This is a genomic window from Spiroplasma endosymbiont of Acasis viretata, assembly GCF_964031275.1.
GTDB lineage: Bacteria > Bacillota_I > Bacilli_A > Mycoplasmatales > VBWQ01 > Spiroplasma_E > Spiroplasma_E ixodetis_A.
The window spans coordinates 73,476-95,038 of sequence record NZ_OZ035019.1; the positions used below are offsets into that span (position 1 = coordinate 73,476).

A 21,563-nucleotide genomic window follows, 5' to 3' on the forward strand; every position below is an offset into this window, starting at 1 on the left:
AATGGAAATAAGTTTATTAAATAATAAAATAATTAAAACTTCTTTTCATTTTTAATATAATCTCATATATTATCCTTTCAAAGTTGCTAACATTACAGCTTTAATAGTATGTAAACAATTTTCTGATTGTTGAAATACCTTTGATGCAGAAGATCGAAATACTTCATCAGTAACTTCTAATTCACCTGTTCCACCATATTGTTTAACAATATCTTGAGTAATTTGTCTATTACCATCATGAAAAATTGGTAAAGAATGTAAAAATATAACATCTGATTTTGCAATTTTCATTTTTTCATTATTAACTTGATATGGCATTAATTCTTTAATTCGTTGTTTTAATAAAACTTTATCTTCAGATACAGATGTTCAAACATCAGTAGCAACTACGTCAGCATCTTTACTTGCTGTTTTATAATCTTCTGTTAAAATAATAGAGCCACCCGTTTCTTGAGCAATTTCTTGACATTGTTTTAATAGTTGAGGATATGGTCATAAATTTTTATTAGCACAGATTACTAAATTCATTCCTAATTTTGCACTAATAATCATATAACTATTAGCCATATTAAAACGAGCATCTCCAAAATAAACAAATTTAATACCTTTAACATCTTTATTTTTTTACACTCTTGAATTGTCATAATATCGGCTAGCATTTGTGTTGGATGATATAAATCAGTTAAGCCATTTCATATTGGAACACCGGCATTTTCAGCTAATTTTTCAACATCAGTTTGTTTATATCCACGAAATTGAATACCATTATAAATTTTACCAAGAAATTTAGCGGTATCAACAATTGATTCTTTAATTCCTAATTTACTACTAGTTTGATCAAAATATGTTGAATGCATTCCTAAATCACAAGCAGCAACTTCAAACGCGCTTCTTGTTCGTAATGAATCTTTTCGATATAATAAAGCAACACTATAGCCTTTTAACGGCTGTTTTTCTATTCCTTTTTGTTTTGCAATTTTTAAAGTAGCAGCTAATTCTAATAAGTAATAAATTTCTTCTGAAGTAAAATCTAATAAACAAATAAAATTTCTGCCTTTTAAATTAATAGCCATGATATGTTTTCTTCCTTTCAGTTCCTAATATCTTTATTTAATTTAACATTGATATACAATATGGGCAACACTCTGGCCACATGACAATTCAGAATTAGTAATTTCATAAACATGGATATGTATTATTATATTTAATTTTTAACTCAAATTTATTAACAGCAAGTAATTATTTTGTTAATAAATTGTTGAACTGAAAGTTGTTTTAAATATTTTTCTAGTGAAATAATATATTCTTTTTTAGAATTCCATTCTTTCAAAATTTGATTGATTAAGTAAGAACATATTTTTTTATCTTGGATAATACTCGTTACAACAAACTTTTTAATATAAAATACTCCAATACCATTTCTGATAAAAATTTTAGCAAGTAATAAAACTATTTTTAATTTATTAATTTTTGAATATATATTAATAGCAGACTTACTTTGAATTCAGTATTCTCCTTAACTTAAAATATTCTTTTTTCTCTCTCATAGTTAACATTTAAAACCTTTTTTTATATTTTTGCAATACATATACAAAAAATTACTAATGAATATATATATATATATATTAAATTAATAAGTGTATTTTATTGTATATTTAAAATTTAAAACTATCAAAATAAAATTTTAAATATACAATAATAAATGAAAATGAAAAATATTGGTTTAGTAATTAAATGTAAAATTAAAAAAACAAAACTTTAAAACTTACTAAAATAGAATATTTTATAAAAGTTTTGAAAATAATGTTTTATCAATAAAACTTAATATAATTTTAAATTTAAAATTTGTACCTAAATTATAGGTACAAATTTTTATTATTTCTCATTTTGCTGTGTATACATCACAATACGTAAAATAAGTTGTAATATTTCATAAATCATACGAATCAAGTAATAAATAAACTTAATTTGGAAAATTCAACTAATAGCACGTATTTCTTTTTCATTTAAAATACCAACAAGATTTTGACAAATTTCTTTTCTTGATTTAGCATAAAAAATCATTTGCATTGAAGAAAAAAGAATTAATAAAATACTACCTAAAATTGATAAAACAATTGAAAGTATATTGGCACTCGCTGCTGATAAAGTAATTCAAGAATTAGCAGGTGAAAGAGCAAATAGAATAGCAAGTGCAAAAGGAATTAAAACAAAAAATAATGTTATTTTACGAGAAAAATCTCATCAAAAAGTATTAAAACGACTACTATTTGAACTACTTACTGCCCAAGTACTTTCCATTGCCATTGCTAAAGTATAAATAGAACGACGGTGATAAGTTCATGGTAATAATCTTAAAGTAAAATTACCATTATTAAATAAATATGGCCTTAAATAAAAAAACCTAGGTTCAACAGTAATACTATTAATATTACCAAATCCCTTAAATTTTATTCTTTTTGCATTAATACCGTATGTTTTTAAATATTTTTGAGATAACTCGCCACCAGTTAAATTAGCACTATTTTCAAGATGGAATCAAGAATACTTAATTCAAGTGAAAAATCAAATCATAGTAACAACAAACAAAATTATACCAATAATAGCCACTAAGCTTGCTAAAACAATTAAACTAGTTGATCAAGTCTTTGGATCATTTGGATTAACTGAGGATAATAATAAATTAGTCATAATCTTCTCCTTTCTAACTATTTGAATAGAGTCTACAATATTATAACATAGTATTATTCCACCACGAAAAGAAAGTTATAAACTTCTTGATCACCATCAACAATTTCATATTCAATATCATAATCTTCATCTAAAATTTTTTTCATAAAATTAATTTGATCTTTTGAATAACCTTTACCTTTAAAAATAGTAATTATTTCTGCACCATCTCAAATTAATTTAGTAAACAATACTTTAATTACATTAAATAAATTTTCATTTGAAGCAATAATTTTTTCTTTACCATCTTTATTACGAAAACTAACAGCAGAAAAAAAGTGTTTTTTTCCAATTTTAATACCATCTATTTCAACATCACGATCAGCAACTGTTATATAACCAAAAGCAGCATATTTAATTTCACTTCATATATTTTTATTATTTTCTTTTGCACTTAATTCAGGATTAAAATTTAAAGCAGCACGCATACCTTGAGCAATATTTTTAGCAGGTAATACAAAAACTTTTGATTTTTTTTCTAATTTTCTTGCTTGTTCTGCTGCTAAAAATAAATTACTATCATTTGGTAAAATAAAAACATTTTTTGCATCGACAATTTCAATTGCCTTTAAAAAGTCATCTGTTGATGGATTAATTCTTTTTGAATACATAATAATATTATTAACCTTTAATTCATCTCTAAAAAAGGTTTCAATTCCTCTACCGGGAACAGCAGCAATTAAAGCAAATTTATTATTTAATTTACGAATTGGTTTAATAGTTTGTGTATGTGCTTTTGCCTGTTCCGTCATATTTTCAATTTTTACTTTTAAAATTTCACCAAATTTCTGAAAATAATTTAAAATTTGACCCGGTTTTAAAGTATGAACATGAACTTTAATTAAATCTTCATCATCTACTAAAACTATTGATTGACCATCCATTGTTTCTAAATCAGTTCGTGTTTTGCTTAAATTAAAATCTAACTTACTAACTTTATTTAGTTTTACAATAACTTCTGAACAATAACCAAAGTTTTCTTGATTTAAAACCATTTCTAATTTTGCTGTATCTTGTTGTTCTAATTTTTTCTTTGGTGAAATAGCTTTACCATGCTTTAAACCATACACCATACCTTCAACAATATAAACTAAACCAGCACCACCCGAATCAACAACTCCTACTTTTTTTAAAATTGGCAATAAATCAGGTGTTCTTTTTAACGATTCATTCATTCCTTCTAGTAATTTTTCAAAAATATAAAGCGAATCTTTGCCTGTTATTTCTAATTCATTAATATAACTAGCACCATCTTTAATAATAGTAAGAATAGTACCTTCTACTGGTTTCATAACTGCACGATATGCATAATCTTGTGCACTTTTTCAAGATTTTAATAAATCCTCATTACTAATGAAATCATTTTTTAAATCTTTTGTTTTTATAGTTTGAAAAAAACCACGAAAAATTTGAGATAAAATAACTCCAGAATTACCACGCGCACCCATCATTAAACCACGAGAAAAAGTAGTAGCAAATGTTTTTAAACTATCATATTCTTTGCCATTTAATTCTTTTATACCATTCATCATTGTTAAATTCATATTTGTTCCAGTATCACCATCAGGTACGGGGAAAACATTTAATTTATCAACTTCAAAATGATGATTATAAAGATTATTAGCACCGCTAATAAGCATAACTTTTAAGGTTTTAATATCAATTTTTTTCATTTAATTTCACCTTATATTTTCTTTTATTCTTCAATTAAATCATGAACAAAAATTTTAAGTACTATATAGTCTTGATGTTTAATAATCTTTTCAACAATATATTTTAAATTTTTCTGAGTTTGATTCATAATATTTCAAATATTATTATTAAAAAAACAAACTATATTAATATCAATAATTCAACCTAAATCAGACTTGTTAACTTTAATTCCATAATTATTATCTTTTTCATAAATATTGGCAACACCTGGTACAGATAAAATACTTTCTGATAATGCTTTTTTAATAATGTTCATAATATCTTTATCTTTTTCCACATAATCACCCCTATTATATTAATAATAAATTAAATTTATATAAAATAAAATCTCTTATAATTTTTATAGTCTCTTACATTATACCTAATATAATATATCAAGACAATAATAATCTTAAAGATAAAGATATTATATATTGATAATGGTTTTTTCTATATAATAATTACATATTTCAATTAATTACATATTTCAATCAAGTATATAGGGACTTCGTCCCTCGCCACTACGTGGCTCACCCAAATTATAGTCCCAGTAGGTTCACTGGGACTATAATCATTCTTATTTATCTTTATTTTTAGGTTTATCTTTTTTCTTTAAAATATTATCCAATTTATCCAAACCAGCAGACTTAATAGGTGGTTGGCCCTTAATTACTGGACCATTTTTGATATAAAATTCTAAATTTTAATTTGTAAAATTGGTGGTTTTAGAAATTTAGAATGTATTCTTTCATAATTATAAAACATAACATATTGATTTACATCATTTATAGCTTCATTGATGGATAAATATTGATTTGATCCTTTAGGTAGTCATTCTTGAGATAAATGAGAAAATCAGTTTTCAGATAATACATTACCACCAATATCATAAGGTTGTTTTTTGCTTAAAATTATTTGTTTATCCTCTGCTCATTTTGTGATATCTTGACAATAAAATTCGTTGGCGTTATCTGAATGTAAAATAACATTTTTTACTTGATTTCAAGAAAATTGTTTGTTGATTTTTTCAAGAGCAGGAAGAATTAAATCCTGATATGATTTATTAGGAGCAATATTATAACTAACAACATTATTTGAATAAAAATCAATAATTACAAAAAGATATAATCATCCTTCTTTAGTATTTATTTGTTTAGTGTCCATTGATCAAATTTGATTTGAAGAGGTTGTACTTTTATAATCTTTGTTTACTTTATCCATTGTAGGTATTCACTTATTTGGATTTTTTTTGTTTTTAGGATAGTTATTTTTAGTTTGTTTTAATCCTTGAATATTGTGTTCTTTCATAATTTTTCGCATTTGTTTTATTGATAATTCTATATTTAAAATGATATTTTTTTCTTGTTTTAATCACTCTTTAAAAGCTGAAAAAATTCTTAAATATCCATAAATTCTGCCTTTTCTTGTAGAATGAAATTCGATTAAAAGTTGGCATATTTTTTGATATTTATGATTGCATTTAATAATATGATTTTCTTCTTTTTTAATAGGTTTTTGTTTATTTTTTAAAAAGTAATATGTTGATCTGTTTAATTGAAGATATTGACATAGGTTTCTAATTGAATATTGATTTTTACAATCATCAATAATTTTAATTTTTTCTTTGATATTTAATTTGTTAATTACTAATGCTATTTGTTTAATTTTATCCATTAATAAAAATCCTTTCAGGTTAAAATTAGTGTTAATTATATAACACAATTGTTTTTAGAATACATTCAGGTTTTTTAAATTAATGGTCTAGTAAAAAGGGCTAAGTGGCAAGTGGCAAGTGGCTATTTTCAATTGCCAAGTAAAATATTTTGAAAACTGCCATATCATTAGGAAAAACTTTTTTATTTCTGATGATTTTTCGTAATTGACTATTAACAGATTCAATAGCATTTGTAGTATAAATCACTCTTTTGATTTCTACTGGATAACTAATAAAAACCATTAAATTATTTCAATTTTTATATCAAGATTTAGTAATTTGAGTATATTGTTTATTTCATTTACTTTCAAACGATTCTAAAGCTTGCATTGCTTGTTCTTCACTACATGCACTATAAATTGGTTTTAAATCTGCAACTAGACCTTTTCGATGTTTGTATGAAACATATTTTAAACTATTTCTAATTTGATGAACAATGCATAATTGATGTTCTGTTTTAGGATAAACTGATTGTATTTCTTCTGACATGCCTGTTAAATTATCACTACAAGCAATAAGAATATCATTTAAGCCACGATTTTTCATTTCTGTGAAATTAGATAATCAAAACTTAGAACCTTCATTTTCACTAATTCATAATCCTAAAACATCTTTTTTGCCTTCTAAATCAACTCCTAAAGCTATATAAACTGATTTGTTAATAATCCGTTTATCTTGTCGTACTTTAACTACTATACAATCAAAATAAACAATAGGATAAATACTTTCTAATGGTCGATTTTGTCATGCTTTAATATCATCAATAACATCATCAGTAATTTGACTAATAACACTTTCACTAATATCAGCACCATGATATAACTCTTGCAACTGCATTCTAATGTCAGATAATGTCATTCCTTTTGCATACAAGGAAAGAACTTGTTGATCAAAACCATCAAATCTTCTTTGCCTTTTAGGAACTATTACAGGATTAAAATTACTATTGCGATCTCTTGGTACATCAATTTCAATTTTACCTTGTTGAGTTATTAATTTTTTTGAACTTGTACCATTACGAGCATTTTCAGTAGTACTATGTTGATTTTTTTCATATCCTAAATAATTTTGCATTTCAGAATTCAACATTTTTTCAACTAATCTTTTTGTTAATTCTTTATATAAACCGCCAGGTTTAAAAACTCTTGTTAAATCTTCAGTATTTTCTAGTAATAAATCTACTGCTTTTGATATTGGATCATTATTATTAAAGTTATCTTTTTTAGCCATCTGTAACTCACTCTTTCTAGTCATTTAATTATATTTACTAGAATTAATTAAACATAATTATTTTTGTAAGTTACACAGATTACTAAACATTTCCAACAAAATAGATACAAATATTTATAAGCGAAATTTAAAAATAACACCAGAAGAAAATTTACAAAAAAAAGCACAAGATGCAGAAAATGAAAAATATGATGCATCATATTTAAATAAAAAAACTAATGCTAATAATTGTATACTTTCATAAACGTTTTCTTTAATCTTTATTTTCTGTTACGTCAATAATAACTTCACTATTATCATCAAGAATTTCTTTAGTTATAAATTGACCAACGCTTTCAGCACCAGTTTTATCAGCAACAGTTTTTAAACGACTTAATTGTTTTTCCAACGGAACCAATGTTTTATTAATGCCAACATAAAGATCGTGATTTTCTACTAAACACTGTAAAAAATTATTATTTAATAACTGAATATGAACGGAAATATTATATGTATGATTACTATTTCTTTCAATACCAACTTTAGCAATCATATCTTTTTTAATATATTTAGAATACTTTTCTTGTAAATAATTAAAATTTTTATCAACAGCATTTTTAATTTCATAAGTAATATTAATATTTTTTCCATGGACAATAACTTGCATGATTAATTGCTCCTATCTTTTAATTATTATATACATTTTCCCATAAACAAATAAATTTTAAAAGATAATAGTGTAATTAAATTTAAATTATTAACAACTAAGCAAAATACCAATTATATTTATAATATGCTCAATATAATCTTCAATTAAATTAATGATTAATACTCTATTTTTTATCTTTTCATGATTTTTGTTTTAAAAAATTTTGTTTTCCATTAAAAGCAATAGCTGTTTTTCAACGTGGATAATTATTACCTTTAGTAATAGCATTAGTATTATTCATTGGTTGTAAATTACTAATATCAGAAGTGCCTCCATGAAATAAAGGTCGTTGATGTATAATAGTTCAATTATAACTTTTAGGATCATCATCAAGTTTAACATTACTAATAAAGTTATTCCTAAACATTAGCGCACCTGCATAGTCTTTTCGATATAACTGTGGATTATAATCATCAATAATTTCTCCTTTATTTCATACTTCTTCAATTTGTTGTGGTGTTCAAGTTACTTCGCTATTAACAACATTACTACTGTTATTAGTTTGAACAGGATTCGGATTACTAGTTACTTGATAATCAAGTAATTTTGATTGTGGAAGTGCACCTCCACCAGTATTATTAATAACTATATTTATACCTTGTGTTGATTTATCGTGTTCATTAAAAAATCGATCTGTAAATGATGGTCCAATAGTTTGTTCACCAAAAAGAGAATTTTGTTCAACACTCGCGGATATTTCTGTTGCTGATAAAGCATTATTATTTGTCAATGATAATGCTTTTTTTGATTTATTTCTTAGATTAGCCATTATTAATGATAAAGAAAAAAGTACTAAAAAGAAACTACAAATTAATGCAAAGCCTCAAGGCAAAATAAAAAATAAAACATTAATAATTTTTTTGTCCATAACATAACTATAAATTTTTTTATAACCATAACTTATTAATAATCCTGAACCAATAAGTAAGACAAGCGAAATTACTACTACTATTAATGCTCATACTAAAGTTATTACTCCATATTTATTTAAAAAAATAAATGGAATTGTAATAAACACTAGAGTAATAAGCGAAAAAATTAAAGTAAAAATTGTTAAAATCTGAAAAGTAAGAGTAAATGTAATGCCTTTACTATTAATTACTTCAGTTAAAATTACTAAAATCTCATTAGCATTAGTACGATAAAGTATAAGTCATAATACTCAACTTATAATCAAAGTTATTGCCATTAACCCCGAACTAACAATAATTCCTCAACGATTATGAGAATTAATGTTTCTATAATTCTCTGCTGACACTTCCATACTAAAACCTCACAACTCTAAAATCTCATATATTAAATTCTATCATAAATGATGATTAACATGTTTAACGACAATTATGAAATATAAATGAAAATATAACCTTTATAAAAATACTTCTTGAAAATTAAAATTTAGATTTAACTTAATAAAAATGTATCATAATATTTTTAATAAACTTTAAATTTGCAATGTTCTTGCGAATAATTTTTTGTTAAAAATTGTTGATTTTGTGATTCTGATTTATTAATTTCTTCAATATTTAATCTTTCATCTAATGATTCATCTTCAAAAAATTTCCTTCTACTCTCTTTTTTTGCTAATCTATTTTTTTCTAAAATATCAAATAAACTTTCTACTTTTAATGTACTATTTAATTGAGATTGTACTAATCTTTTATCTGCTTCTAACGTGGTAGTCATTTCTAATTTTGCAAGGTCTAACTGCTTAGTTATAAAATATCTTGTTGTACCCTACTTCTTTCTAGATTTAATTGTTCAAGTTCTTTTTTCCTAATCAAATTTTCTGCTTCTATCTTCCTTTTTTCTAATTCTATTTTTTTATATTCTATTTGTTTAGTTAAAATAATTAATTCTTTTTCATTTATTTCTAACTTTAATTGTTCAAGTTCTTCTTGCTTAATTAAATTTTCTGCTTCTAATCTTTCTTTTTGTATTTCTGATCTTATTTTACTAATTTCTAATTCCTTATTTAATTTTTTATTTCATTCTTGAAAAAATTTTTTGATATTTTTTCTTCTTTTTCTTTCTGCTCAAATTGAAAGTGTATTACCAATTATTACACTTCCAGAAAAAATAGATATTGGTACTAACCCAACACCACTTACAAACAAGCCAGTAATAGCAGCAGTACTTATAACAGCTTGAATACCAGTTTTTCAATAGACTTGGTGCAAAACTAAGGTAATTCAAAATTATATATTTCTGCTATTAAATTAAATCTTAATGCAAATCTTCGTATTTTATTGCGATATTTTAAAGTTAAAATTTTAAAACGTTTTAGTTTAGCAAATACGTGTTCAATTTTAATTCTAATTTTGCTTAAAGTTTTATTGTATTCTTTTTGAATTGGTATTAATTTATTGTATTTACTTTTTTTAAATGGCAAAAATGTATTTTTATGAATATTTTGTATTCCTTGATAACCTGAATCAACAAAAACTTGTTTTTCTGGATGAATAAAAGTTTTAGATTTTAAAAGTAATTTAAAATCATGAATGCTTCCAAAACAAAAAGCGGTTGAAATAATTTTTCCATTTAAAATATCAATAATTATTTGCGATTTAAGAGTATGATGTTTGTTTTTACCCGAAAAAAGTAATTTTAGTTTTTTTTAATTCTTTCAATTGGAGTTTCAGTAGCATCAATAGCTAGTAAAGTATTATTGATTCCTTTATTTTTGATTAAATCTTTTTTGCCAGATAAATTAAAAATTCCACTTTTTATTAAAGTATTTTCAATTCAAAAAATATTACGAATGCAGCTAGTATGACTAATATTATATCTTTTTGCAATAACTCTATAACTACTATACTCTTTTCAGTATTCTAATGTCATTAATAAACGATTTTCTATTGATAATTTATTAGGTTTACCACCAACTGCTTTTTTAATTGCTTCAGCTTTTTTTAAAATTTCAACCATTTTTTGAAATGTTTGTAGTTTTATTCCCACTAAACTATAAAATTCTTGTTCATCTTTGTATTTTTTTAACATAATAATTATCACTTTTGATATTAATAATAACCGTTAAATTATTAAAATTAAAGGTTTTGCACCAAGTCTAATAAAATTTTTTATTTTCTTTATCTAAAGTTTTTTTTGCAATAACAACAGTTTCATTATTACAATTATTTAAATTTTGTAATTGCGTTTCCATATCTTTTATCCTTTTCAATTGTTTATTTACATTTTTATATATATGTACTTATTTTTTTATGAATTGATAATGAACAATTATTACTTGTTTCTACATTTACTACTTTTGTTAAATTAAATTCTTGAGGGATCGGTGATGAAGTAATATTTAAACTAGTTATGTTATTAAGTTTTGCTAATTCTTCTCTTACTTTAACTAATTCAAGTTCAACTTTAGTTCTTTCTAATTGTTTTTTAACAATTTTTGCTCTTAGAACCTGTTTAAAATCTTTTAGAGAATAGGATAAAATGATTATATATTTTAAAATAAGAGGTATATATGTGTAAAAATTATCCTAGTAATGTTAGCAAAGAGCAATTTGAAAATATAAAATCAATTTTAGAAAATACTAAAAAGAGAACTAAACCAAGAAGTTTAGATTTATATGAAGTATTTTGTGCAGTTTTATATGTATTAAAAAGTGGTTGCCAGTGAAGAATGTTACCAAAAAATTTTCCAAAATGACAAATTGTATATTATTATTTTCAAGCTTGAAGTAAAAATAATGATAAAGAACCTAGTGTATTACAATTAGTTTTAAAAAAAAATTAGTCAAGGCATTTCGTATCAATAATGGTAGAAAAGAACAAACTAGTTTTTGTATAATTGATTCACAAAGTGTTAAAAATACAGATACTACTAAAAATAAAGGTTATGATGCTGGTAAAAAGATTTCAGGAATAAAGCGTCATATTGCTGTTGATTCTCAAGGTTTACCACATGCAATTTACATAACCACAGCAGAAAAAACAGATCGTAATAGTGCTATAATAATGATTGAAAATGAAAAAGAGAATCTTTCTGCAGTTCAAAAAATACTAGTAGATGCTGGTTATACTAGTGAAAAATTTGCTTCTAAAATTAAAACAATTATAAATGCAAATGTTGAAGTTATAAAACGTAATGAATTACATTCTTTTGTAGTATTACCAAAAAGATGAGTTGTAGAACGAAGTTTTGCATGATTAGAAAAATGCAGAAGATTATGAAAAAATTGTGAAAAAAAATTAAATACTGAGGCTTTTATGTAATCTGTGTATCTTTGTTTTACAAAGTACTAGTTTAGATTAATTCTATCTTCAAATTTTATCATAAAATGAGCAATTGCTGTATTTCAATTTTGAATGGGCATTGTTCATTTTTTTGTTATATTTTCAATTGCTAAGTAAAATATTTTGAAAACTGCCATATCATTTGGAAAAACTTTTTTATTTCTGATGACTTTTCGTAATTGACTATTTACAGATTCAATAGCATTTGTAGTATAAATCACTCTTTTGATTTCTACTGGATAACTAATAAAAACCATTAAATTATCTCAATTTTTATATCAAGATTTAGCAATTTGAGGATATTGTTTATTTCATTTACTTTCAAAGGATTCTAAAGCCTGCATTGCTTGTTCTTCACTACATGCAGTATAAATTGGTTTTAAATCTGCAACTAGAGATTTTCTATGCTTATATGAGACATATTTCAAACTATTTCTAATTTGATGAACTATGCATAATTGATGTTCTGTTTTAAGATAAACTGATTGTATTGCTTCTGACATGCCTGTTAAATTATCACTGCAGGCAATAAGAATATCATTTAAGCCACGATTTTTCATTTCTGTTAAATTTGCTAATCAAAATTTAGCACCTTCATTTTCACTAATTCATAAACCTAAAACATCTTTTTTACCTTCTAAATCAACTCCTAAAGCTATATAAACTGATTTATTAATAATCCTTTTATCTTGTCGTACTTTCACTACTATGCAATCAAAATAAACAATCGGATAGACACTTTCTAATGGTCGATTTTGCCATGCTTTTACATCATCAATAACATCATCAGTAATTTGGCTAATAACACTTTCACTAATATCAGCACCATGATATAACTCTTGTAATTGCATTCTAATATCTGATAATGTCATTCCTTTTGCATATAAAGAAAGAACTTGTTGATCAAAACCATCAAATCTTCTTTGTCTTTTTGCAACTATTACAGGATTAAAATTACTATTGCGATCTCGTGGTACATCAATCTCAATTTTACCTTGTTGAGTTATTAATTTTTTTGAACTTATACCATTACGAGCATTGTCACTATTACTATGTTGATTCTTATCATATCCTAAATAATTTTGCATCTCAGAATTCAACATTTTTTCTACTAATCTTTTTGTTAATTCTTTATACAATCCTTTCTCTTTAAAAACTGTTGTTAAATCTTCAGTATTTTCTAATAATAAATCTACTGCTTTTGATATTGGATCATTATTATTAATATTTTGCTTTTTAGCCATCTGTAACTCACTCTTTCTAGTCATTTAATTATATTTACTAGAATTAATTAAACATAGTTATTTTTGTAAGTTACACAGATTACTAAACATTACCTAAATACTAGCTTACAAATGGTTCTTCTTGCCTTTATTTCAATTTTATTGAAAAGATTTTAAACAGGTTCTTACTGTTTCTAATTGTAATTCTTCTAATTTTCTCTGAAGAATACTTGATTTTTCATTATTCTCATCTTCTAGTTCTACTTTCTCTTGTTTATTTTGTTTAATCGTAGCTTTAATAACTGCACCCATCATAGCACCAGATGTGCCTGCACTAGCTGCTATTCCTAAATCAGAACATTGAAAGCCATCAATTCCACCAACCGCTAATGTTACTACTGTAGCAGTACCGGCAGCTATTATAGGTAAATTTTTTACAAAATTTTTTTTAAATTTTTTTCGAAAACTTTTTTTCTTGATAGTGAAGGTTTAACAATTTCCACTACATAATTATTTTCATCTTGCATTGAAGAAGCAAATGAAGATTTACTAATATCCATTTTTATTTCTCTCTTTCTAATCTATGAAAAATATCCTTCTGATTAATATAATTTAATAAAAAACTAATATAAATAAAAAATACTTATATTAGTAATGAACATATATTAAATTATTAATAATAATATCACAAATATTGATTTTAATAAAATTTAATATTTCATTTTATTACTAAAATAATTTATTATAATAAATATTAAAAATAAAGTAATTTTTCGTTTATAAAAAAATATTAGATATAATACTTGTAATCTAAAATATAGTTTTTGACCTATTGTTTTATTTTTTAACAAATAGGTTTTTATTTTAAAAGGGGGACAAAATGAAAACAATTAAAAAAGAGCAATTATTTACTAACAAAACTTATTTAATAAATTATGAAACTATAGAAAAAATTAAAAAACAACTACTAAATTTAAAAGCAAAAAAAATAAAACTTATTGAAAAAAGTGAGAAAATTGAAAAAAAATTAATAATTATCAAAAAACTATTCAATTTTGAATTAAACAAAATAAAGAAATAGAAGATAAAGTATTTCAATTTAATATTCAAATCTATAAATTAAAGGAACAAAAAATTAACAAAATTAAAAATTTTTTTATTAATCTTTTTTGATTTGGAAAAATAAATAAAAATAAAAGTATTAATAATTTAATTGAAACAGAAGAAATAAATTGTGAATTATTTAAAAAACAAAATTAAATAATCAACAAAAAATTAATATTTTAAATTCAAATTATATTGAAAAACAAACAGAATATGCAAATTTAATAACTAATATTAATCAAATAACTGAACATGAAAACAAATTATTAGAAGATAAAAATAATTTGTTAAATAATAACAATAATTTATTAATTGATTTATTAAATCAAAAAGAACAGCAAGAAAAAGAAACAATTGTCGAAGTCAATGAACAAATGGTTGAACAATTTGAATCAGAAATATTTCAACTTAGTGAAAAAATTTGTGATTTGGAAAATCAATTATTATCTAACAGTAGTGATGAAGGTTTTAATTCAAAATCCACATCAACAGATTCTTTAAATTCAGATATTTCAGTACCTCTAAAAATGCAACCAAAACTACAAATATCTAACCCCATTAATAAACAAAAAGAAAAGGACATCCCTTGAGAACAAACACTACGTAAATATGAAAATGATATTCCAACAAAAAATTATAAGCAAAGAATAAAGCCAAGTAATTCAAGAATAGTAAAATTTTAAAAATTAAACATATTTAAATAAATGCCATAAAAGGCGTTTATTTAAATTATATATTAAAGAAATTTTCAATTTTTAGAAATTAGCAATATCAACTTTATCTTTTGCTTTTGGTATATCAATTACTGGTGGAGATTCTGGATATACTTTATTCATACTACTTGATAAATTTCTTACTCATTTACCACGATGATAAATAAATAAAGAAATAATCATCTTAAGAACATCACAAGAACGCATAATAGCATAAATATAAACAATATCTAAAGGACTATAATGTACCTCAATAAATAAAATTAATATTGAAAAACACCAAGTAAAACAACTATCAACAAGTAAAACAGTAATTGCTAAGCCACCAGCACGAAATGCATAAATACAAGTATACAAAATAGTATAAGCACTAAAAACTATAGCATCAACACGCATCATTCAACTAGAAATTCGTAAGGCTTCTTTTGTTGCATTAAATAATAATTGTGGTAAAAAAAATGAAGATAAAACTAATAAGCCAGCAAAAAATAATGATACAAAAAAGCCTAACCTAATTAAATGTTTAGCATTATATTTAGCACCAATCAAATCATCGGCACCTAAATGATTGGCAATTAACACCGAAGAAGCAATACCAAATCCAATATATAAAGTATAGAACATGGTATTAATCGTGGAAGCAATTGCCGAACCACTTAATGCTTCAAAGCTTCATTGCGAAATTAATCTAATAATCATTGTCGTAGCAACTGCAAATAATAAATCATTTAACATTAATGGCCATGTTTTAATTATAATTTTTTTAAATAAATCACCCCTAATCTTAAACATTTTCAAAACTTTTGGTTGAAATTCATATTTCTTTCATATAATAAAACCACTAATTAATGCCAACTGAGCAATTCTCGCTGTTAAAGTAGCAACTGCTGAACCTCGTGCTCCAATTCCTGTAACTGCACCAATACCATTAATTAATAATAAATTTAATAAAAAGTTAATAAATACTGAAACAAAAGTTAATATTAATGAAATATAACCACGTTTTGTTTCGCGAAATACTGAAACAAAAGCAAAGTTTATTCCTAACAATGGATAAGAAAAAACAATTCATTGATTATAATCAATACCTTTTGCTGTTGCTAAAGATGCTGAATGAAATTCATAATAACGTAAAATAATTTGTACAAATTGGGGATCATTTTTATCAATATTATGAATATTCATAAAATCAATAAGTGAATTTTCACTAAAAGGATGATTATAATTTAAAATGTCCTTTAACTCATTAATATCATTAAGAGTTAATCCTTTAGCAGCACATAATTGATTAAATTTATCCAATGCACTACTAGGACTAGTAGTATAAGAAATTAAATATTCACCTACTGTATAAGATAAAATAATAATTATTACTCCAATTAAAAATCCAAAAATAATTCTCATTCTTACTGTTTGTCTTAAAGAACCATATCTTCCAGCTCCATAAAATTGAGCACCAAAAATACTAACACCGTTGATAAAACCTCCCATAACGGCATAAATAATAACAAAAATTTGATTAGAAGCAGTAACTCCCGAAACAGCAATTTGTCCTGCTGAATATTGCAAATGATAAAAATGTTCTAAACCATTATCTTTTCATCAACTTCAATCATCTCAAAGTCCTAATGAAGTAAAAATATCCCTAATATGATTATTCATTGGCTTTAAATCACTAATAAAACTATCCTTTAATTCTCCAACCATAATATTATCTAGTAAATTCATTGATGCTGATAATATTTGTTGCAATACTGCTGGAATAATAATCATTAATGCTAATAAATATCATTTTTTAGTAGCAAAAAAATTACTAATTTTATGTGGATTTGCTCTATTATTAATTTTAAATCCACTAATTTTCATAATTTCACCCTTATCATTAATTTGCTCTATATTATAATAATAATTTTACATCATTTAAATAATGAGGTTTGAAATTTAATATATAAAAAATACTTAAACTACTAAGTAAAATCTCTACGATTAAATACTAATCATGAAGAACAAAATAAACCAATACCAAGCAAAACATAGAAAGTCAATAAAAGTGGAAAATTAAGAATTTTACTATTAGTTGCTTTATTGGTATCAACTTCATAATTTGTGTTAACTTTATTAAAACTAACTAAATAAGGATCTGCTGTCATAGTATACTCCCCTGGATAAGAAAAGATTGAACCTTGTTTAGTCGATATTCCATCTCAAATATATTTTAATTGATAAAAAATATTTAAATAACGCATTGCTTTAACTTGTGATGTCTTAGTATTAAGAGCATCATATTGTGATTGAGAAAGAGATGTATTTAAACCCGTAATCATAAGATTTACTGAATAATCAACATCATTGCTACCAACACCATTTGATCTTTTGGGACCAAGGTTATCAAGTCCAACTTTTTTACCTGTCATTAATTCTTCAAAACTTTGTTCTTTTCATTGACGAAAAGCATTACTAATATTGTAAATATGAGTAACTAAGTCTTTAGGAGCATCAGTAGTTGGTGGAGTAATAGTACTACCATTCTTAATTGCTAATACTATTGTTTGTTCTTTTTGATAATCATAATTATTTGGATACTTAACTTCTTTAATATATGTATCGTAAATACTAAACATAGCCTTTTGAATAGATTCAATAGTAGTTGTTGGGTTTTTTCTATATACATCATTAATTCAATCAATATCAGTTTTATCTAATTTAGCTTTTACATTATTATAAACTGCTAATGACTGTGAAACAACATAATATGTAGGATCAAATGTTACTAAACCATTAATTAATGTCGCAAAAATATTGAATAAAGCAGCCATTCCAATCATAATTGCAACTAAAGCCTTAGCATTTAAAATTAATGAAAATAAAATAGCAATTGAAGAAATAATTAAATCAAAAATAATAGCAACACCAAATAAAATTCATAAATAAGGAAATACCGCACTATAAATAGTTGAACTACCAATGCCAGGAATAGTAATGACAAAACTAGCAATAAAAATAGATAAAAATAAATATAAAATAATTACCACTTGTAAAGATAATAACTTTTCAGTCCAAATTCTAGTTCTACTAACTGGTTTTGATACTAAAATCAATAAAGTACCATCATCAATTTCATCACGAAAAACTTGTGTTGCTTTAACTGAAATAAATACAAAAATCATAATTGATAAAAGTACCGAGAATGATAATACTTTTCATTGTGGTACATAAAAATTTAATGCTTGATCATAAGTTAATTGTTTTATTGCTTCAGAACCCACAAATAACGAAATTAAAGACCAAGATAAGGCAAGAAAAATTAAAGTTATAATAAAAATAATTCAAGTTGAAGGAGTAGCAATCATCTTTTTAAAAGTATAACGAAATATTGGCATTATTTTTCTCCCTTCTTATTTTTATCATTGGCTTCCATAACAATTCGTTCATACATTGTTTGTAAATCAACAGTATATGGTTTTAAATAAGTAATGATAATATTAGCATTTAAAGCAATTGCTAATACTTCTGCAACTTGTGCCTCAGTTTTAATATTTACCAATAAACGATTTTCATTAACATCTACTGAAAATTTTTTATCTATTAATAACTTCATTAATTTATTATTATCATTATTAGAACTTATTTCATATAATGAATCAGTTTTATTAACCAATCCTGTATAAACAACTTTACTATAATTTAAAACAGTAACTTCATCAGCTAAATTTTGTAATTCAGATAAAATATGTGATGAAATAAAAACAGTTTTACCTTGCTCACGAAGTTTTCTTAAATCATTAAACAATTCTGTTCTCGCTGTTGGATCAAGATTAGCGGCTGGTTCATCTAAAATTAAGACATCTGGATTATTTAATAGTGATTGTGCTAATAACACCTTTTTCTTCATACCCGAAGAATAAGCATTAGGGTTACGTTTTTTAAACTTTCATAAATCTAATTCCTTTAAAATCATTTCTGTCTTTTCCTTAGCAACTTTATATTTCAAACCGCTAATTTGTCCCATTGAAATTAAATAATCATAAGTAGTAATTCGTTTAGGAAATCTTGCAGCTTCTGGAATATAACCAACTTGTTTTTTTGCTTCAACTGTTCATGAATGCTTACCATGAATAATTAAATCACCGTGTGTTTCAACCATAGCGCTAATTAAACATTTAATAGTAGTGGTTTTGCCTGATCCATTTGGACCAATAAAACCATGAATAGTACCTTTTTTAACTTTAATAATAGCATTATCAACAGCTTTAAATTTTTTAAACTGTTTAGTAAAATCACAAATTAAAATTGCATATTGAGCATCTTCAGGATTAACTATTACATTACGGTTATAATGATTACGTCAGTTTTTAAAATATGATTTAATAAAATTTAGAAATTTATGTTTTTCTTTTGATTTAGCATTAACATCATCTTCAACTAAAGAACTATTAATAACTGGTTTTAATATTTCTTGTTTTTTCATACTCATTCTCCTAACTACTTAAATATAATAATTACTATATGATTAATATGCTTAATAGTGATATATTATATATTAATTTATAATTCAAAAATAAAAAAAATAATAATATTAAAGATATTGACATTGAATAACAATTACTAAAAACCTATCACTAATTAAAATATCTGATTAATGATAGGTTTTTATTATAACTTTTTATATCCTTAATAAATCAATTGATTTATATCTTTATTATAATTTCAATTTGATTTAAATAATAAAAAAAATAAACAAAACTATTTATTTCATAATTTCACATATAATGGTGGGACTAAATGGACTTGAACCATCGACCTCACGCTTATCAAGCGTGCGCTCTAACCAGCTGAGCTATAGTCCCAAAAAGAGCAACAGAGATATTATATATTTGTTCAAGCACGATTGCAATATATAATAACAATATTTTATTTAATTTTTATTTAATATTCTTATAATAAAAATTTATATTTTTAAAAGTAAAAAAAATTTTTTGTATAATTTATTCATACAAGGTTTTTTATAAGAGGGGATTGAGAATGACAAAGATTAAAATACATATCTTAAAAATTGAAAAATGAAATCAAAATTTAGGAAAAGAAGCAACACTAAATGATGATGATATAAAAGATATAAATGAGAATGAGAATATAGAAAAAATTAATGATGATATTATTGCAAAATCACCTACGTTTTCATAATCATATTTTTATTGTATATTTATTAAAATTTTTTAATAAAAAATACTAAATATGAATTAAGTAAAATGATATAATTTATATATAATTTACTTGTTAAATTATATAAGTTTGAGAGGTAAAAAAATGAATGGCAATAAAAATGAAATGAAAATAAAACTCAAAGAAATTTATTTATTAAAATATAAAACAAATCAAAGTGATGACATAAAATATAAAGCATTTGAAACATTAGAATTAGCAACACTATTTCATCTAAGTTTTAAAGAAATAGTAACAAAATTTGGATACCCTAATCGCGAAATTATTCACTATGAAATTATTGTAATACCATTTAATTTAGATGCAAGTAGAATATTGAATCAAATTAATAAATCAAAATAATATTAAGAAAATATTCAAATATTTTCTTAATATTATTCATTTATATAATTAATTAAAACTTTGCTTATAGAATCAATAATTGTAAAAACAATATAAATTTGTTATCATTTTTACATAAAATAATATATTTTTTAACTTATTATTTTTATTATCTAAAAATTTTTTTTTATATTTAAAGAGGTATCAAAATGAAAAAAGTTAAAATATTACAGTTAACAACTATAATATTATTTGCAATGACGGTTTTAATTATAATTACTGGTCTATACTTAATTTGATTTAGTAACTTTTATTTTAAATTCAATAATAATGAACAATGCCATTCAAATTTTAAAGATGGATATACAATGTTAAAACATTTTGGTTTAAGTTATACTATTAGCACTTCAGCAAGTTCTTTCTGTAATTTAAGTCATTTTCCTGATAATTACTATCCTTGAATTCAATTACAAATTGGAGTTATTTTTTGTATAATTATCACTCCAATCTTACTATATACAGTATTTCTATTCATAGTAATTATTTTTGTTTTTAAAATAAGAGAAAAAAATAATAATTTTTGAGATGCAATCGAAAATTGTGAAATAATTAATAATTACTATGTTCATTAATTTTTATTAATATACTTTATCTTATTAATACTTTAAAAATGA

At 23.7% G+C, this 21,563-nt stretch carries 22 protein-coding genes, 1 tRNA gene and 2 pseudogenes; 6 read left to right on the plus strand and 19 right to left on the minus strand.

Annotation, left to right across the window (positions count from 1 at the left end; translation table 4 throughout):
- Window positions 1–69 precede the first annotated feature (69 nt).
- From argF to AAHM96_RS08330, 12 genes and pseudogenes are all read right to left on the minus strand, one after another.
- Window positions 70–1,073 (minus strand): annotated as a pseudogene (gene argF / locus AAHM96_RS08320) (ornithine carbamoyltransferase).
- Window positions 1,074–1,875: 802 nt separating this feature from the next.
- Window positions 1,876–2,691 (minus strand): hypothetical protein, encoded by an 816-nt coding sequence (locus AAHM96_RS00380; RefSeq protein WP_342273257.1) that lies wholly within the window; start codon window positions 2,689–2,691, stop codon window positions 1,876–1,878.
- 53 nt (window positions 2,692–2,744) lie between these two features.
- Window positions 2,745–4,403, minus strand: coding sequence for a DAK2 domain-containing protein (locus AAHM96_RS00385; protein ID WP_342273258.1), 1,659 nt, complete (start codon window positions 4,401–4,403; stop codon window positions 2,745–2,747).
- 23 nt (window positions 4,404–4,426) lie between these two features.
- Complete coding sequence (locus tag AAHM96_RS00390) at window positions 4,427–4,720, minus strand: hypothetical protein (RefSeq protein ID WP_342273259.1); 294 nt, start codon at window positions 4,718–4,720, stop codon at window positions 4,427–4,429.
- Window positions 4,721–5,118: 398 nt separating this feature from the next.
- The gene (locus tag AAHM96_RS00395; protein WP_342265776.1) at window positions 5,119–6,096 is read right to left on the minus strand and encodes an IS3 family transposase; all 978 of its coding nucleotides are present in this window, start codon (window positions 6,094–6,096) and stop codon (window positions 5,119–5,121) included.
- A 127-nt stretch (window positions 6,097–6,223) separates the two neighbouring features.
- A pseudogene (locus AAHM96_RS00400) lies at window positions 6,224–7,366 on the minus strand (IS256 family transposase); the annotation flags it as partial.
- Window positions 7,367–7,619: 253 nt separating this feature from the next.
- Complete coding sequence (hpf, locus tag AAHM96_RS00405) at window positions 7,620–8,012, minus strand: ribosome hibernation-promoting factor, HPF/YfiA family (protein WP_174480838.1); 393 nt, start codon at window positions 8,010–8,012, stop codon at window positions 7,620–7,622.
- Between the two features lie 166 nt (window positions 8,013–8,178).
- Window positions 8,179–9,318, minus strand: a complete 1,140-nt coding sequence (locus tag AAHM96_RS00410) for a hypothetical protein (RefSeq protein WP_342273261.1) — start codon at window positions 9,316–9,318, stop codon at window positions 8,179–8,181.
- Between the two features lie 167 nt (window positions 9,319–9,485).
- Window positions 9,486–9,737, minus strand: coding sequence for a hypothetical protein (locus AAHM96_RS00415; RefSeq protein WP_342273262.1), 252 nt, complete (start codon window positions 9,735–9,737; stop codon window positions 9,486–9,488).
- A gap of 29 nt (window positions 9,738–9,766) precedes the next feature.
- Window positions 9,767–10,231: a hypothetical protein gene (locus AAHM96_RS00420; RefSeq protein ID WP_342273263.1), complete on the minus strand. Its 465-nt coding sequence runs from the start codon at window positions 10,229–10,231 to the stop codon at window positions 9,767–9,769.
- 2 nt (window positions 10,232–10,233) lie between these two features.
- Window positions 10,234–10,656, minus strand: a complete 423-nt coding sequence (locus AAHM96_RS08325) for a transposase family protein (protein ID WP_342273670.1) — start codon at window positions 10,654–10,656, stop codon at window positions 10,234–10,236.
- A 2-nt stretch (window positions 10,657–10,658) separates the two neighbouring features.
- Window positions 10,659–11,051 carry a transposase family protein gene (locus tag AAHM96_RS08330; protein WP_342272745.1) on the minus strand — a complete coding sequence of 131 codons (393 nt, stop codon included), beginning with the start codon at window positions 11,049–11,051 and terminating at the stop codon, window positions 10,659–10,661.
- A gap of 481 nt (window positions 11,052–11,532) precedes the next feature.
- Between AAHM96_RS08330 and AAHM96_RS00430 the strand changes: the two genes are divergently transcribed.
- Window positions 11,533–12,284, plus strand: a protein-coding gene (locus AAHM96_RS00430; protein ID WP_342273264.1) for an IS5 family transposase whose coding sequence is annotated in 2 segments (ribosomal slippage) — window positions 11,533–11,793 and window positions 11,796–12,284 — 750 coding nt in all. Because the reading frame shifts where the segments join, the coding sequence is not laid out codon by codon here.
- A 26-nt stretch (window positions 12,285–12,310) separates the two neighbouring features.
- On the opposite strand, the gene AAHM96_RS00435 is transcribed toward AAHM96_RS00430, so the two are convergent.
- The 3 genes from AAHM96_RS00435 to AAHM96_RS00445 form a co-directional block, all read right to left on the minus strand.
- Window positions 12,311–13,549, minus strand: coding sequence for an IS256 family transposase (locus AAHM96_RS00435; RefSeq protein ID WP_342273672.1), 1,239 nt, complete (start codon window positions 13,547–13,549; stop codon window positions 12,311–12,313).
- Window positions 13,550–13,687: 138 nt separating this feature from the next.
- Window positions 13,688–13,843, minus strand: a complete 156-nt coding sequence (locus AAHM96_RS00440; protein WP_342273265.1) for a hypothetical protein — start codon at window positions 13,841–13,843, stop codon at window positions 13,688–13,690.
- A gap of 119 nt (window positions 13,844–13,962) precedes the next feature.
- Window positions 13,963–14,088, minus strand: a complete 126-nt coding sequence (locus AAHM96_RS00445) for a hypothetical protein (RefSeq protein WP_342273266.1) — start codon at window positions 14,086–14,088, stop codon at window positions 13,963–13,965.
- A gap of 320 nt (window positions 14,089–14,408) precedes the next feature.
- On the opposite strand from AAHM96_RS00445, the gene AAHM96_RS00450 reads away from it, so the two are divergent.
- Both AAHM96_RS00450 and AAHM96_RS00455 read left to right on the plus strand, forming a co-directional pair.
- Entirely contained in the window at window positions 14,409–14,609 is a 201-nt protein-coding gene (locus tag AAHM96_RS00450) for a hypothetical protein (RefSeq protein WP_342273267.1), read from the plus strand.
- 307 nt (window positions 14,610–14,916) lie between these two features.
- Window positions 14,917–15,315, plus strand: a complete 399-nt coding sequence (locus tag AAHM96_RS00455) for a hypothetical protein (RefSeq protein ID WP_338974616.1) — start codon at window positions 14,917–14,919, stop codon at window positions 15,313–15,315.
- Window positions 15,316–15,387: 72 nt separating this feature from the next.
- On the opposite strand, the gene AAHM96_RS00460 is transcribed toward AAHM96_RS00455, so the two are convergent.
- The 4 genes from AAHM96_RS00460 to AAHM96_RS00475 all read right to left on the minus strand — a co-directional run bounded on the left by AAHM96_RS00460 (window position 15,388) and on the right by AAHM96_RS00475 (window position 20,192).
- Complete coding sequence (locus AAHM96_RS00460) at window positions 15,388–17,211, minus strand: MATE family efflux transporter (protein ID WP_342273268.1); 1,824 nt, start codon at window positions 17,209–17,211, stop codon at window positions 15,388–15,390.
- 101 nt (window positions 17,212–17,312) lie between these two features.
- On the minus strand, window positions 17,313–18,725 hold the full coding sequence (locus AAHM96_RS00465) for an ABC transporter permease (RefSeq protein ID WP_342273269.1): 1,413 nt from the start codon (window positions 18,723–18,725) through the stop codon (window positions 17,313–17,315).
- Window positions 18,725–19,813, minus strand: coding sequence for an ABC transporter ATP-binding protein (locus tag AAHM96_RS00470; RefSeq protein WP_342273270.1), 1,089 nt, complete (start codon window positions 19,811–19,813; stop codon window positions 18,725–18,727). Before AAHM96_RS00470 ends, AAHM96_RS00465 begins: the two co-directional genes overlap by 1 nt.
- 302 nt (window positions 19,814–20,115) lie before the next feature.
- Window positions 20,116–20,192: transfer RNA gene (locus AAHM96_RS00475), tRNA-Ile, on the minus strand.
- 175 nt (window positions 20,193–20,367) lie between these two features.
- On the opposite strand from AAHM96_RS00475, the gene AAHM96_RS00480 reads away from it, so the two are divergent.
- The 3 genes from AAHM96_RS00480 (at window position 20,368) to AAHM96_RS00490 (ending at window position 21,521) form a co-directional block, all read left to right on the plus strand.
- Complete coding sequence (locus AAHM96_RS00480; protein WP_252319474.1) at window positions 20,368–20,529, plus strand: hypothetical protein; 162 nt, start codon at window positions 20,368–20,370, stop codon at window positions 20,527–20,529.
- 123 nt (window positions 20,530–20,652) lie between these two features.
- Window positions 20,653–20,910 (plus strand): hypothetical protein, encoded by a 258-nt coding sequence (locus AAHM96_RS00485; RefSeq protein WP_281748997.1) that lies wholly within the window; start codon window positions 20,653–20,655, stop codon window positions 20,908–20,910.
- Between the two features lie 188 nt (window positions 20,911–21,098).
- Window positions 21,099–21,521 carry a hypothetical protein gene (locus tag AAHM96_RS00490; RefSeq protein ID WP_342273271.1) on the plus strand — a complete coding sequence of 141 codons (423 nt, stop codon included), beginning with the start codon at window positions 21,099–21,101 and terminating at the stop codon, window positions 21,519–21,521.
- Window positions 21,522–21,563 lie beyond the last annotated feature (42 nt).